At 71.1% G+C, this 14,889-nt stretch carries 10 protein-coding genes and 1 pseudogene; 7 read left to right on the top strand and 4 right to left on the bottom strand.

From position 1 onward, the window contains the following. Positions 1 to 577: 577 nt before the first annotated feature. The 4 genes and pseudogenes from WBK31_RS00840 (at position 578) to gatB (ending at position 6,054) form a co-directional block, all read left to right on the top strand. A complete protein-coding gene (locus tag WBK31_RS00840) occupies positions 578 to 2,641 on the top strand; it encodes an EAL domain-containing protein (RefSeq protein ID WP_364059078.1) in 2,064 nt (687 codons plus the stop codon). Positions 2,642 to 2,728: 87 nt separating this feature from the next. Then, positions 2,729 to 3,028, top strand: a complete 300-nt coding sequence (gene gatC / locus WBK31_RS00845; protein WP_364059075.1) for an Asp-tRNA(Asn)/Glu-tRNA(Gln) amidotransferase subunit GatC — start codon at positions 2,729 to 2,731, stop codon at positions 3,026 to 3,028. Then, positions 3,025 to 4,517: pseudogene (gene gatA, locus WBK31_RS00850) on the top strand (Asp-tRNA(Asn)/Glu-tRNA(Gln) amidotransferase subunit GatA). The gene gatC and the pseudogene gatA overlap by 4 nt, the downstream one beginning before the upstream one ends. 31 nt (positions 4,518 to 4,548) lie before the next feature. Continuing rightward, positions 4,549 to 6,054, top strand: a complete 1,506-nt coding sequence (gene gatB / locus WBK31_RS00855) for an Asp-tRNA(Asn)/Glu-tRNA(Gln) amidotransferase subunit GatB (RefSeq protein ID WP_364059069.1) — start codon at positions 4,549 to 4,551, stop codon at positions 6,052 to 6,054. A 93-nt stretch (positions 6,055 to 6,147) separates the two neighbouring features. On the opposite strand, the gene WBK31_RS00860 is transcribed toward gatB, so the two are convergent. From WBK31_RS00860 to WBK31_RS00870, 3 genes are read right to left on the bottom strand one after another with little or no spacing between them, the layout of a single operon-like run. Beyond that, on the bottom strand, positions 6,148 to 7,683 hold the full coding sequence (locus WBK31_RS00860; protein WP_364059066.1) for a tripartite tricarboxylate transporter permease: 1,536 nt from the start codon (positions 7,681 to 7,683) through the stop codon (positions 6,148 to 6,150). 1 nt (position 7,684) lies between these two features. Beyond that, positions 7,685 to 8,170: a tripartite tricarboxylate transporter TctB family protein gene (locus tag WBK31_RS00865; RefSeq protein ID WP_364059063.1), complete on the bottom strand. Its 486-nt coding sequence runs from the start codon at positions 8,168 to 8,170 to the stop codon at positions 7,685 to 7,687. Continuing rightward, positions 8,170 to 9,144 (bottom strand): tripartite tricarboxylate transporter substrate binding protein, encoded by a 975-nt coding sequence (locus WBK31_RS00870; RefSeq protein WP_364059060.1) that lies wholly within the window; start codon positions 9,142 to 9,144, stop codon positions 8,170 to 8,172. Before WBK31_RS00870 ends, WBK31_RS00865 begins: the two co-directional genes overlap by 1 nt. A 150-nt stretch (positions 9,145 to 9,294) precedes the next feature. Here WBK31_RS00870 and WBK31_RS00875 point away from each other — a divergent pair, with 150 nt between their 5' ends. The 3 genes from WBK31_RS00875 (at position 9,295) to WBK31_RS00885 (ending at position 13,642) form a co-directional block, all read left to right on the top strand. After that, a complete protein-coding gene (locus tag WBK31_RS00875) occupies positions 9,295 to 10,869 on the top strand; it encodes an ATP-binding protein (RefSeq protein WP_406674181.1) in 1,575 nt (524 codons plus the stop codon). Continuing rightward, entirely contained in the window at positions 10,866 to 11,552 is a 687-nt protein-coding gene (locus WBK31_RS00880; protein WP_364059054.1) for a response regulator, read from the top strand. The genes WBK31_RS00875 and WBK31_RS00880 overlap by 4 nt, the downstream gene beginning before the upstream one ends. A gap of 92 nt (positions 11,553 to 11,644) precedes the next feature. Then, a complete protein-coding gene (locus tag WBK31_RS00885) occupies positions 11,645 to 13,642 on the top strand; it encodes a VanW family protein (RefSeq protein WP_364059051.1) in 1,998 nt (665 codons plus the stop codon). A 168-nt stretch (positions 13,643 to 13,810) separates the two neighbouring features. On the opposite strand, the gene WBK31_RS00890 is transcribed toward WBK31_RS00885, so the two are convergent. After that, complete coding sequence (locus tag WBK31_RS00890) at positions 13,811 to 14,887, bottom strand: PQQ-dependent sugar dehydrogenase (RefSeq protein ID WP_406674182.1); 1,077 nt, start codon at positions 14,885 to 14,887, stop codon at positions 13,811 to 13,813. Positions 14,888 to 14,889: the final 2 nt, after the last annotated feature.

A 14,889-nucleotide genomic window follows, 5' to 3' on the forward strand; every position in this document is an offset into this window, starting at 1 on the left:
GGCGGCCCCCTTCCGCGTTATCGCGCTCGTGCGCTCCCGCTGTGTCTGGCGGGTTGCTGCGGGATGCGCTCATGCTGCCCGTTGTAGGCCCGTCCTGGTCTGGCCGTTGCGGGCGCGAGCTGTCGCTCGAACCGCCGAGTGACCCGAGCGCCCCCTGGTTTCCGCCCTCACATCGGGGGAGTGCCGTCTGCGCGTCATCTCCTTCGACATCTCCTTCGAAGGAGGTGTCCGCTCTTCGATGGAGTTCGTGGGAGTCCGTGGACGTGACCGGGAGCGGCCCCGACGGTCGTGCTCCGGCCCCTCCGAGAACGGGGAGTGCGGATCTTCTTACGGGTTGTTTGCGGGGGTGGCAAACCGTTTGCGGGGGTTGGTCGTCTTCTATGCGAGCCGTGTGGGCGCTGCCAGGGTTCCGGCTGCTTCGGCGTAGGTTGGGGTCGCTGTGTGCTCGGTTTGCTACACAGGGTGCTTTTTGGGTATATGTCGGAAAGGAGAAGTGACGGAACGTACGCGCTTGGTTTCGCGAAGTGGGGTGAAGGTCGTACCCTCCCATAGTGACCTAATGGGGGTTCTGTTACCGATGACTGACCCAACCGACACCCGCGACAAAGGGCCACGCGTCGGCACGCCGTTGTGGGGTTATCTCGCGGGCGTCACCGTGATCGGCTTCACCGGTCTGGTGGTGGCCATGCTGCGGCTGGACCCGTCCGGTCTGGTGGAGCTCGCCCGCACCCCGCTGTTCTGGGTGCTGGCGGTGCTGGTGATCCTGGGCGAGCTGCGGCCCGTCATGGTGTCGTCGGCCACCGCCGTGGGCGGCACGTACCCGTCCACCATGTTCACCTTCGCGGTGCTGCTGCACCTCGGATTGCCCGTCGCGGTGCTCATGCAGGCCGTGGCGGTGGCGATGAACGGCGTGGTGACGCGCAAGGCGTGGCATCGGGTCATGTTCAACATCGCGCAGTCCTCCCTGGCGCTGATCGCGGCTGCCGTGGTGCTGAGCCTGTTCGGCATCGTGCCGAGCCCGGCCGCGCCCTGGGTGCCCGCGGGTGACGACCTGCTGGCCATCGCGCTGGCGGGGATCGCGTACTTCCTGGTCAGAGGCGCGCTGGTGTGCGGCGCGGTGGCGCTGCACGAGCGGCGCTCGCTGGTACGCGTGCTCAGGGCCAGCGTCGGCCCCCAAGCACTGGTGTACATCGGCCTGCTGGGCCTCGCGCCCCTGGTGGTGGTCGTCATGGACCACTCGCCGGGGCTGGTGCCGCTGTTCGTGGCCCCGCTGGCCGCCGTCTACTTCACCGCCACTCTCTCCTTGCGCCGCGACCACCAGGCCATGCACGACGAGCTGACCGGCCTGCCCAACAGGAAGATGCTCGTGGTCAGCACCGAGGAGGCGCTGGCCGAGGTGCGCCAGGACGAGCGGGTGGGGCTGTTCCTCCTCGACCTCGACCGGTTCAAGGAGGTCAACGACACGATGGGCCACCCGGTCGGCGACCGGCTGCTGCAGCTCGTCGCCCACCGGCTCACTCATGCCGTACGCCCGGGAGACGTCGTGGCGCGGCTCGGCGGCGACGAGTTCGCCGTGCTGCTGCCCTCGATCAGGGACGCCCACGCGGCCAGGGAGGTCGCAGCGAGGCTGCGCGCGGCGCTCACCGAGCCGGTGCGCCTGGAGGGCATGACGTTCGACCTCGACGCCTCGGTGGGCATCGCGCTCTATCCCGACCACGCGCCCGACTTCGAGCTGCTGCTCCAGCGGGCCGACGTGGCGATGTACCTGGCCAAGGAGGGGCGTACGGGCGTCGAGCTCTACCAGCCCGACAAAGACCGCAATTCTCCCGAACGCCTGACCCTGCTCGGCGACCTGCGCCGCGCCATCGACAACCGCGAGCTGCGCCTGCACTACCAGCCCAAGGTGGCGCTCGGCACCGGCGACGTGCAGGGCGTAGAGGCGCTGCTGCGCTGGCGGCACCCCGTGCACGGGCCCGTGGCGCCGGCCGACTTCGTGCCGCTGGCCGAGCAGTCGTACCTGATGCGGCAGCTCACCGCCTACGTGATCGAGGAGGCGATGCGACAGGCCGCCGCCTGGTGGCACACGGGGCTGCGGGTGCAGATCTCGGTCAACATCTCGGCCCGCGACCTGCTCGGCTCCGCCCTGCCCGAGCAGCTCGGGGTGGGCCTGGCCAAGTACGCGCTGCCGCCCGCCGCCATCCAGCTCGAGGTCACCGAGCGCATCCTGACCGGCGATCAGGCGTACACGCAGGAGACCATCAAGGCGCTGGCCGCGCTCGGCGTGCCGCTCGCGATCGACGACTTCGGCACCGGCTACTCCTCGCTGATCCGGCTCCAGCGGCTGGCCGTCTCGGAGGTCAAGATCGACGCCTCGTTCGTCCGCAGGATCGCCGAGTCGGAGGACGACTACCGCATCGTCCGCTCCATCGTCGACCTCGTACGGAGCCTGGGCCTGCGCTCGGTCGCCGAGGGCGTCGAGTCGGAGGAGGTCGCGATGCGCCTCGTCGAGCTGGGCTGCGACGCCGGGCAGGGCTGGCTGTTCTGCGAGCCGATGCCCGCCGAGGAGGCCGCGGTCTGGCTGCGCGACCGCACGGGCGGCTCGGTGGAGTACGAGTACCAGCCCGAAGTCAGCTCCGCCTGAGCGGATAATGCGTTCGGGGCTGCTACGTCAAGACCCCTAGGATGGCAGTGTCCAAAGACTCCATCCACGAAACGGGTTCAACGACTCATGTCCGCCATAACCCGCGACGAGGTCGCACACCTGGCCCGGTTGTCCAGGCTGGCGCTCAGCGACGACGAACTCGATCACTACGCCACCCAGCTCGATGCGATCATCGAGTCGGTCGCGAAGGTGGCCGAGGTCGCCGCCGAGGATGTGCCGCCTTCGTCGCACGCGCTTCCGCTGACCAATGTCTTCCGTGCCGACGAGGTGCGACAGTCTCTGACGCCCGACCAGGCGCTCGCCGGCGCGCCCGCCGTCGAGGACGACCGCTTCCGGGTGCCGCGCATCCTCGGGGAGGAGGCATGAGCCTGATCCGCAAGACCGCCGCCGAGCTCGGCGCGATGATCGCCGCGGGCGAGGTGTCGGCCGTCGAGGTGGCCGAGGCGCACCTCGACCGCATGGCCGAGGTCGAGCCGAAGGTGCAGGCGTTCCTCCACGTCGATCGGGAGACCACGCTGGAGCAGGCCCGCGCGGTGGACGCCCGGCTGCGGGCGGGGAGAAGCTGGGCCCGCTGGCCGGTGTGCCGGTCGCCCACAAGGACATCTTCACCACGCGCGACATGCCGACGACGGCCGCGTCCAAGATCCTCGAAGGCTGGCGGCCGCCGTACGACGCCACCGTCACCGCCCGCCTGCGCGAGGCCGGCCTGGTCATCCTGGGCAAGACGAACCTCGACGAGTTCGCCATGGGCTCATCGACGGAGAACTCCGCCTACCAGGTCACCCGCAACCCGTGGGACCTGAGCAGGGTGCCCGGCGGTTCGTCCGGCGGGTCGAGCGCCGCCGTGGCCGCCTACGAGGCGCCGCTGTCCACCGGCACCGACACCGGCGGCTCCATCCGGCAGCCCGCCGCCGTCACCGGCATCGTCGGCATGAAGCCCACCTACGGCGGCTCGTCCCGCTACGGCCTGATCGCGTTCGCCAGCTCGCTGGACACGCCTGGCCCGTTCGCGCGTAACGTGCTCGACGCGGCGCTGCTGCACGAGGCGTTCTCCGGCTACGACCCGATGGACTCCACCTCCATCGACGCGCCGGTGCCCTCGGTGGTCGAGGCCGCCAAGCACCCCGACGTCGCCGGCATGCGCATCGGCGTGGTCAAGGAGTTCTCCGGCGAGGGCTACCAGCCGGGCGTGCTGGCCCGCTACAACGAGGCCGTGCAACTGCTGGAGTCGCTCGGGGCCAAGGTCGTCGAGGTCTCCTGCCCGTCGTTCAAGACCGCGCTGCCCGCCTACTACCTGATCGCGCCGTCGGAGTGCTCGTCCAACCTGGCCCGCTTCGACGCCATGCGCTACGGCCTGCGCGTCGGCGACGACGGCACCCGCAGCGCCGAGGAGGTCATGGCGCTGACCAGGGCGGCCGGGTTCGGTCCGGAGGTCAAGCGGCGCATCATGCTCGGCACGTACGCGCTGTCCAGCGGCTACTACGACGCCTACTACGGCCAGGCCCAGAAGGTGCGCACGGTCATCGCCCGGGAGTTCGAGGCCGCCTACCAGCAGGTCGACGTCCTGGTCTCGCCCACCACGCCGACCACGGCGTTCCCGATCGGCGAGCGCACCGACGACCCGATGTCGATGTACCTCGCCGACCTGTGCACCATCCCGTCCAACCTGGCGGGCAACGCGGCCATCTCCGTGCCGGTGGGTCTGGCCGACGAGGACAACCTGCCGGTCGGCCTGCAGATCATGGCCCCGGTCCTGGCCGACGACCGCTGCTACCGCGTCGGCGCGGCCGTGGAGCAGGCCCTGGAGAGCCGCTGGGGCGGCAGCCTGCTGTCCAAGGCACCGGAGCTGGCGTGACACGCAACGAGCTGAAACTGAGGACCTCACCATGACTGCCGGTACGCTCATGCCGTACGACGAAGCGCTCGAGCGCTTCGAGCCGGTGCTCGGCCTCGAGACGCATGTCGAGCTGGGCACCAAGTCGAAGATGTTCTGCGGTTGCAAGACGACCTTCGGCGCGCCGCCCAACACGCAGGTCTGCCCCACCTGCCTGGCGCTCCCCGGGGCGCTGCCGGTGGCCAACCAGAAGGCCATCGAGTCGACGATCCGCATCGGCCTGGCGCTGAACTGCTCGATCGCCGAATGGTGCCGCTTCGCCCGGAAGAACTACTTCTATCCGGACATGCCGAAGAACTACCAGATCTCCCAGTACGACGAGCCGCTCTGCTACGACGGCTACATCGATGTGGAGGTCGAGGGCAAGACGGTCAGGATCGGCATCGAGCGGGTGCACCTGGAGGAGGACACCGGCAAGTCCACCCACGTGGGCGGTGCCACCGGCCGCATCCACGGCGCCGACTACTCGATCGTCGACTACAACCGCGCCGGCATCCCGCTGGTCGAGATCGTGACCAAGCCCATCCCGGGCGCCGACCGGCTCGCGCCGGAGGTGGCCAGGGCCTACGTCACCGAGCTGCGCGAGATCATGCGTTCGCTGGGCGTCTCCGACGTGCGCATGGAGGAGGGCTCGCTGCGGTGTGACGTCAACGTCTCGCTGATGCCGCGCGGGTCGTCGGAGTGGGGCACCCGTACGGAGACCAAGAACGTCAACTCCCTGCGCAGTGTCGAGCGCGCCGTGCGCAGCGAGATCGAGCGGCAGGCGGCGGTGCTGGCCGGGGGCGGGAAGGTCATCCAGGAGACCCGCCACTTCCACGAGGACACCGGCACCACCACCTCCGGCCGGTCCAAGGAGGAGGCGCAGGACTACCGCTACTTCCCCGAGCCCGACCTGGTGCCGATCGCGCCCGACAAGGCGTGGGTGGCCGAGCTGAAGGCCGCGCTGCCCGAGCTGCCGTCGGTCAAGCGCAAGCGGCTGCAGGCCGAGTGGGGCCTGTCCGACCTCGACATGCAGGCCATGCACAACGCCGACGCGATCGACCTGGTCGAGGCCACGGTCGCGGCCGGTGCCCCGCCGGCCGACGCCCGCAAGTGGTGGATGGGCGAGCTGGCGCGGCGGGCCAACGAGACCGGCGTGGCGCTGGCCGACCTGCCGATCACGCCCGAGCAGATCGCCCGGGTGACCGAGCTGGTCGCCTCCGGCGCGCTCAACGACAAGCTGGCGCGCGAGGTGCTCGAAGGCGTGCTGGCCGGCGAGGGCACGCCGGACGAGGTCGTCGAGCGGCGCGGCCTGCGCATCGTCAACGACGAGGGCGAGCTGTCCGCGCTCATCGACCAGGTGCTGGCCGAGAACGCCGACGCGGCCGAGAAGGTCCGCTCCGGGAAGATCGCCGCGGCCGGTGCGCTGGTCGGCGGCGTGATGCGGGCCAGCAAGGGCAAGGCCGACGCGGCCAGGGCCCGCCAGCTCATCCTGGAGAAGCTCGGCGTCCAGGAGTGACCGCGGCGAAGACGGCCCCTCCCCGCGGGTGAGGCCGTCTTGGCGAAAGGCCGTCAAGGAGGGTCCCGCGTGGGCGGGGCCCTCCTTTCGCGTTCAGATGCCTGCGGGCGCCTTCCTTTCCGGCTCCGTACGTGCGGGCGCGTTGCGCCGGGCGTACCACCGCCTGATCAGCGGGCTGAGCAGGGCGAGCAGGGACAGCGCGAGCAGGACGACCGCGACCGGGCTGCGCACGAGCACGGTCACGTCGCCCGCCCCGATGGCCAGTGCCCGGCGGAGCTGGATCTCGGCCATCGGCCCCAGGATCATCCCGATCACGGCGGGCGCGATCGGCAGGCCGAAGCGGCGCATGGCGTAGCCGAGCAGGCCCAGGACGTACAGGACGAACAGGTCAACGACGGTGCCGTTGAGCGCGTAGACGCCGAGCGCGGCGAACAGCACGATCCCGGCGTACAGGTACGGGCGGGGGATGCGCAGCATGCGCGCCCACACCGGGGCCAGCGGCAGGTTGAGCACCAGCAGCATCGTGTTGCCGAGGAACAGCGATGCGATCATGCCCCAGACCAGCGCCGGGTTGTGGTCGAAGAGCTGCGGGCCGGGCTGCAGGCCGTACTGCTGGAACGCGGCCAGCATGATCGCGGCCGTGGCCGAGGTCGGCAGGCCCAGCGTGAGCAGCGGGACCAGGGTGCCGGCCGCGGAGGCGTTATTGGCCGCCTCGGGACCGGCCACGCCCTCGATGGCGCCCTTGCCGTACTCCTCCTTGGCCACGCCCTTGGCCAGGCGCTTCTCGGCCGCGTACGACAGGAACGTCGGGATCTCGGCCCCGCCGCCGGGCAGCGCGCCGAACGGGAAGCCCAGGGCCGTGCCGCGCAGCCATGGTTTCCACGAGCGCCGCCAGTCGGAGCGCCCCATCCAGGCCCGGCCCACCGGTACCACCTCGGGAGGCGCGTGCCGCAGGCGGCTGGCGACGTACAGGGACTCGCCCAGCGCGAACAGGCCGACCGCGACGATCACCACGTCGATGCCGTCGAGCAGCTGCGGGATGCCGAGCGTGAGCCGCGCCTGCCCGGTCTGCTGGTCGATGCCGATCAGCCCGATCACCAGGCCGAGCCCCAGCGATGCCAGGCCGCGCACGATCGAGCGCGACAGCACCGAGGAGACGGCGGTGAAGGCGAGGATGGCGAGCGCGAAGTAGTCCTCGGGACCGAACGAGATCGCGAAGCTCACCACCGCGGGCGCGGCCACCACGAGCAGCGCCGTGGCGATCGTGCCGGCCACGAACGAGCCGATGGCGGCCGTGGCGAGGGCCTGCGCCGCCCGCCCGCGCCTGGCCATCTTGTTGCCCTCAAGCGCCGTGATCATCGACGATGACTCGCCGGGCGTGTTGAGCAGGATCGAAGTGGTCGAGCCGCCGTACATGCCGCCGTAGTAGATGCCGGCGAACATGATGAACGCGCTGGTCGGCGGCACGGTGAAGGTGATCGGCAGCAGCAGCGCCACGGTCATCGCGGGCCCGATGCCGGGCAGCACGCCGACGAGCGTGCCGAGCGTGACGCCGACGAGCGCGTACAGGAGGTTGACGGGGGTCAGCGCGGCGGCGAAGCCGTCGAGCAGGAGCTGGAACGAGGTCACCTCAGATCAGCCCCTCCAGCGGCCCGGCGGGCAGCGAGACGCCGAGCCCCTTCACGAACAGCAGGTACGTCACCACGCCCATGACCACCGCGATCCCGGCCGCGCGCAGCCGGTGCCCGGCCCCCAGCACGACGGCCAGGCCGAAGAACAGCAGGCTCGCGCCGATGATCCAGCCGAGCAGGTCGAGCAGCGCGGCGAAGGCCAGGAAGACGCCGCTGACCAGGCTCAGCGTGCGCCAGTCCGTGGGCGCGTCGGCGTCGACGTCCTCGCTCTCCTCAGGGTCGGCGCGGCCGCCGCGCAGCACGTCGGCCACATAGAACAGGCCGATGAGCACCATCGCGCCGCCCACCAGCATGGGGAAGAACCGCGGCCCGAGGCCGAGCTGGGAGGCCGCGGCCGACACGTCGAGCGTGCCGACCACGACGAGCACGCCCAGCAGCAGCACCACGAGCGCCAGCCCGAGCTCGGGCCGCCACCAGCGAGCCATCAGGACACGAGCCCCATCTCGGCGATGATGCCCTTGACCCTGGTCTGCTCGGCGGCGAGGAAGTCGGCGAACTCCTGCCCGGTCTGGAACGAGTCGATCCAGCCGTTCTTGGCCACCGCGTCCTTCCACGGCTGCGCGTCGTGCATCTTGGTGACCAGGTCGGTCAGGGCCTTCTTGTCGGCGTCGGAGAGCCCGCCGGGGGCCACGAAGCCGCGCCAGTTGGACAGCTCGACGTCCAGCCCGGCCTCCTTCAGGGTGGGCGCGTCGAGGTCGGGCAGCCGCTCGCCGGAGGTGACGCCCAGCGCGCGGAGCTTGCCGGACTTCACGTGCTCGGCGAACTCGCCCACCCCCGAGATGCCGGCGCTGACCTTGTTGCCGAGCAGCTCGTTCAGCGCCTCGCCGCCGCCCGAGTGCGCGATGTAGTTGACCTGCTTGGGGTCCACGCCTGCGGCCTTGGCCATCAGCCCGGCCACGATGTGGTCGGTGCCGCCCGCCGAGCCGCCCGAGATCGACACCTTCGCCGGGTCGGCCTTCCAGGCGGCGACCAGGTCGGCCAGCGTCTTGAACGGCGACTCGGCCGGGACGACGACGATCTCGTACTCCTCGGTCAGCTTGGCGATGGGCGTGGTCTCGGCCAGCGTGACCTTCGACTTGTTCTGCTCGATGGCGCCCACCATGACCAGGCCCATGGTCATCAGCAGGTTGCCGTTGCCCTTCTCGCCGGCGAGCTGGGCCAGGCCGATCGTCCCGCCGGCGCCGGGCACGTTGTACACCTCGACCTTGCGGTCCGGCACGGCGGCCTTGAACGCCTGCTCGGCCACGCGGGAGGTCTGGTCCCAGCCGCCGCCGGGCGAGGCGGGGGCCATGATGCGCAGGGTGGCGTTCGCGGACGCGCCGCCTCCGCCGGCGCCGCCGCAGGCCGTCAACGCGCCCAGGGTGAGTGCCGCGAGGGCGGCGAATACGCGCAAGCGCATGTTCACTCCAAGGTGGGGGAATTCACAGTCGTCGGGAGTGGCATGGTGAGGTCCTATTCCCCGCCACGTCGAGGCTTTGCGTGGTTGCCGTCGTAGTGGTCGTATTGGTCGCGACCCGGACGTGACCTGCTTTTGTTTCGATGAGCCTCGATGAACAGGCTGAGAAGGGTTCGTGACGCCTCGCTCGGCACGCAGCTCTTCGCGCTCCAGATGGTGATCGTGCTGCTGGCCGCCGGCGGCACGGCCGCCGTGTGGGCGGAGCACACCCGCGACCAGCTCGACTCGCTGCACCAGCAGCGGGCGCTGGCGATCGCCCAGTCGGTGGCCGCGCTGCCGCAGGTACGCGAGGCGTTCAAGCTGGAGCACCCGGAGAGCGTGCTGCAGCCGCTGGCGCTGAGCGTCCAGGCCGAGACCGGCGCCGACTACGTGGTCATCGCCAACACCGAGCAGCGGCGTTACGCCCACCCCAACGCCTCGCTGATCGGCGAGAAGCTGTCCACCGACGGCAGCACGGTCCTGCGTACCGGCCGGAGCTGGGTCGGCATCGAGACCGGCACGATCGGCACCACGCTCAGGGGCAAGACGCCCATCAGAGACGAATACGGCGAGGTCATCGGCCTGGTCTCCGTCGGCGTGCTGGCGACCACCGTCACCGGCCAGCTCTTCGACGCCCTGCCGCCGCTCATCTGGACCGCGCTCGCGGTGCTGCTCGCGGGGCTGGCGCTGGCGGGGTTCATCACGGCGCGGGTGCGCAGGCAGACGTTCGGGCTGGAGCCGCGGGAGATCGCCGCGCTGCTGGAGCAGCGCGAGGGCGTGCTGCACGGAGTGAAGGAGGGCCTGATCGCCTTCGACATGGAGGGCAGGGTCACGCTCGTCAACGACGCCGCCCGCGAGCTGCTCGGCGACGTCGGCGAGGACCTCGCCACGATGCCGGTCTCCGAGCGCATGCGCGACGTGCTCGGCGGCGCCGACCCGGGCGAGGACCGCATCGTGCTGCACGGAGAGCGGGTGCTGGTGCTCAACCGCACCCCCGTCTGGGTACGCGGCCGCCAGCTCGGCTGGGTGGTCACCCTGCGCGACCGTACCGAGCTGGTCCGCCTGGCCCGTGAGCTGGACGACACCAGCAGCGCCACGGAGGCGCTGCGGGCGCAGGCGCACGAGTTCGCCAACCGCATGCACACCGTGGTCGGCCTGCTCGAACTCGGCGAGCACGAGGCCGCGATCGGCTTCATCACCCGCACCACCCACGACACCAACGCCACCGACCTGCGCGAACGCGTCCAGGATCCGACGCTGGCCGCGCTGCTCATGGCCAAGTCGGCCGAGGCGGCCGAGCGCGGGGCCAGGCTGGTGCTCTCCGACGACTCCTCGGTGCCCGAGGGCGCGCTCGGCGACCCGCGCGATGCGGTGCTGGTGGTCGGCAACCTCGTCGCCAACGCCATCGACGCGCTCGACGGCGCGGAGGGCACGATCGAGGTGTCGGTACGCGCCGACGCCGACGGGCTGCACGTACGGGTCGGCGACTCCGGCCCCGGCATCGCACCCGAGCTGGTGGAGGAGGTCTTCAGGGAGGGTTTCACCACCAAGGCCGCGCATTCGGGGCCGCGCGGGCTGGGGCTCGCGCTCACCCGGCAGGCGTGCCTGCGCAGGGGCGGCTGGGTGCGCGTACGCAACGACGGCGGCGCCGTCTTCACCGCACTGCTCCCCGCGAGGGCCGCCACATGACCGCGACCGAGGGCCGCAACGACGCCGCGATCCGGGTGCTGGTCGTGGACGACGACTTCATGGTGGCCCGCATCCACAGCGGCTACGTGGCGAGGGTGCCCGGCTTCGAGGTCGTCTCGGTCGCGCACACCGGCGCCGAGGCGCTCGCCGCCGTGGCCGAGCTGCGGCCCGATCTGGTGCTGCTCGACATCTATCTGCCCGACATGTCGGGCCTGGAGGTGCTCAAGGCGCTGCACGACGTGGACGTCCTCATGATCAGCGCCGCCCGTGACGTGCCCACCGTCAGGGAGGCCATGCGCGGCGGGGCGGTCAACTACCTCATCAAGCCGTTCACCGCCGCCGCGCTCACCGAACGCCTGCGCCAGTACGCCGACACCCGCGAGCGCCTGACCGCCATCGGCCCCGAGGCGCGCCAGGACGACGTGGACCGGCTCTTCGGAGTCCTGCCGTCCGCCGCTCCCATGCCCAAGGGGCTGTCGGCGGCCACCTGTGCGCTGGTCGCAGACACGCTGCGGGAGGCCGGGCGCGACCTGTCCGCGGCCGAGGCCGCCGAGCTCACGGGCCTGTCGCGGGTGAGCGCCCGCCGCTATCTGGAGTACCTGTGCGCGGTCGGCCAGGCCGAGCTGAGGCCCCGTTACGGGACCGCCGGACGGCCCGAACATCGCTACCGGTGGCTAGGTTGACACACTTCCGTAGCCATTTCCCGTGACATATGCCGATCTGCGTGCCTTACTGTTGCCTGAGACTTGGCTGCGGACCTGGAGGAGATTGAGGCGTGCGAAACGCCGGACCGATCGAATCACCGACCGACCCGTTCGCCTCGGTGCCTCTACCCACGTCGAAGGTCTCCAGGAAGCCGCGGATCGAAGGGCTGCCCCCCGGGGTCTCCCGGGACATCTTCGGCCCGCCGGACCGTCAGGAGACCCGACCGGCCCAAGGCCCGAGCGCCGCGGGCGGCACGGCGGGCAAGGGCGGGGCGCTGCCACCGGCCGCTCCGCCCGCGCAACCCTGGCCCATGGCCTCCGAGAAGGAGCCCGCGCAACCCGCGCCCGTCTTCGGGACGCCGGAACGCCCGTCGTCCTTCGAAGAGCCCGAGCCGCCACGGCGCCGTCGGCTGCTGCCCGCGATCGTCTCGCTGGTCGTGATCCTGGCCGCGCTCGCGTACGTGGTGCCTGCCGTGCTCATGTCCGGCTCCGTGCTGCGCGGCACCCGGGTGGCCGGGGTGGACATCGGCGGCCTGACGGTGACCAAGGCCGCCGACAAGCTGCGTACCGAGCTGGCCACCAAGCTCAGCAAGCCCGTCATCGCGGACATCGGCGGCAAGAAGGAGACGATCCAGGCCGACGAGGCCGGGCTCGAACTCGACGTCGTCGGCACCATCGGGCAGGCGCCCAGCGGGTTCCCCACCCCTGAGGAGGTCTGGCGGGGGCTCACCGGCACCACCGAGCTCACCCCCAAGATCACCCTCGACGCCGCCCAGCTCGCCAGGACCGTCGAAGGGCTCGCCGGCACCGTCGACAAGCCCGCCCGCGAGGGCCGCATCGTCTTCAACGGGCTCCAGCCGCGCGCCCGCATGCCCGAGAACGGCGTGCTGCTCGACCGCGACGACGCCATCCGCAGGATCAGCAAGGCCTTCCTCAACGGCGGCGGCAACGTCGTGCTCACCCTCAGGCCCGCCAAGCCCGCCACCACCCCGGGGGCCGTCGAAGAGGCGCTGACCAAGGCCAGGGCCGCCGTCTCCGCGCCGCTGACGCTCACCCTCGGGCCCAAGCAGGTGCAGATCCCGCCGGCCATGATCGCGGCGAACCTCACGTACCAGGTGGACGGCGAAGGGCGGCTCGTGCCGCGGTTCAACGCCAAGGCCGTGCTGCGGCAGGTCGAGAACAACCTGGTGGACGAGGCGCAGCAGCCCAGGGACGCGACGTACGAGATCGTCAACGGCAAGCCCGTCCTCGTGCCCTCGCGGCCCGGACGCGGCGTCAACGACAAGCTGCTCGCCAGGGACGCCGAGAAGGTGTTCGACCAGGGCGGCAGCCGGGTCATCCCGGTACGCCTCGGCACCGTCGCCCCCACCGTCGAGACCTCCCGCATCCAGGGGCTCGGCATCAAGGAGATCGCGGCCTCGTTCACCACGACCTTCGACTGCTGCCAGCCGCGCGTCACCAACATCAAGCGCATGGCCGAGAAGCTCGACGGTTACGTGGTGCGGCCCGGCGAGACGTTCTCGCTCAACGAGGCGCTCGGCGAGCGGACCGTCGAGGAGGGGTACGTCCAGGCCGGTCAGGTCGTCGGCGGGCGCACGGTCAACGTCGTCGGCGGCGGTGGCGGGCAGTTCGCGACCACGCTGTACAACGCGGCGTACTTCGCCGGGTTCGAGGACGTCGAGCACCAGCCCATGGACTACTACTCCGCCCGCTACCCCGCCGGGCGCGACGCGACGCTCCTCTGGCCGGACCCCGACCTCAAGTGGCGCAACGACTCGGAGAACGGCGTGCTCATCAAGACCGCCTCCACCCCGACGTCGGTCACCGTCACGCTGTGGGGGGTCAAGCGGTACGACAAAATCGAGGCGGTGGAGTCGGAGCGGCGGGACTTCACCCCGTTCCGGCGCGAGGTCAGCACCGCGCCCGACTGCGTACCGACGACGGGGGAGCAGGGCTTCACCATCGACGTGACCCGCGTCTTCCACAAGGACGGCAAGGTGGTCAAGAAGGACAAGAAGGTCACCACCAAGTACCGCCCCCGCCCCCAAACGGTCTGCACCGGCCGCTGACGCGCGGACGGAGGAATCTCAGCCAGGGCCCTCCGTTCCGCCGGAAGGGCCTCAGCCGCCGCCCCTTCTCCCCACCGGAAAGGACCTCCGCCGATCACCCCGAAGTCACGCGTTCGACGAACGCCCCGAGCGGGAAGGACGGGCCGGGTTCCCACAGGGAGGGTGCGGTCAGGACGGGGTGACGGTGAGGAGGCGGTCGTCGCCGGGACGGGGGGAGCCGCGGCCGTCCTTGTTGCTGGTCCCCACCCACAGCGACCCGTCGGGGGCGGTGGCCACGGCGCGCAGGCGGCCGTAGCGGTCGGTGAAGTGGGCGACCGGCGACCCGGCGGATCCATCGGCGCCCAGCGGGATCTGCCAGAGCCGCTCGCCGCGCAGCGCGCCGACCCACAGGGAACCGCCGGCGTACGCCATCCCGGACGGCGACGCCTCCGACGTGGGCCAGGTGAGGATGGGGTTGACGTAGCGGGGATCGTCGCCGCGTCCCTCGACCTCGGGCCACCCGTAGTTGCCCCCTGGCTTGATCAGGTTCACCTCGTCGTAGGTGTTGGCGCCGAACTCGGAGGCGTACAGGCGCCCGGACGGGTCCCAGGCGAGGCCCTGGACGTTGCGGTGGCCGTAGCTGTAGACGAGGGTGCCGAACGGGTTGCCGGGCGCGGGCGCGCCGTCCACGGTCATGCGCAGGATCTTGCCGCCGAGGGAGTCGCGCTGCTGGGCGAGGTCCTGGTCGCCGGTCTCGCCGGTGGTGGCGTACAGGAAGCCGTCGGGGCCGAAGGCGAGCCGGCCGCCGTTGTGGATGCCGCCCTTGGGGATGTCGCGGACGAGCAGCCGCTCGTCGGTGAGCGCGTCGCCGGCGAGGCGGTAGCGCACGATGCGGTTGTCGTTCTCGGCGGTGTAGTAGAGGAAGACCTGCTGGTCCTTGACGGCGACGCCCATGAGGCCGCCTTCGCCGTCGGGCCGCGCCTCCCTGATGGTGGCCAGCTCGGTGACCTGGCCCGCGGGGGTGACGCGCAGCAGCCGGGCGGTGTCGCGTTCGGTGACGAGCGCGTCGCCGCCGGGCAGGAACGCGATCCCCCACGGCACGGAAAGCCCGGTCGCGACGTCCTTCGGCTCGCCCGGGGCGGCATCGGCTTGCACGGCCGCGGTGGGCTTGACCGCGCCGCCGCTCGCCGAGCACGCTGTGAGAGCCGGGCACGCCGTCAGAACGGCCAGCAGCATGATCGTCCAGAGCCTCCTCATGTGTTCCATCC

Source organism: Nonomuraea sp. N2-4H, assembly GCF_045291505.1.
Lineage (GTDB): Bacteria > Actinomycetota > Actinomycetes > Streptosporangiales > Streptosporangiaceae > Nonomuraea > Nonomuraea fastidiosa.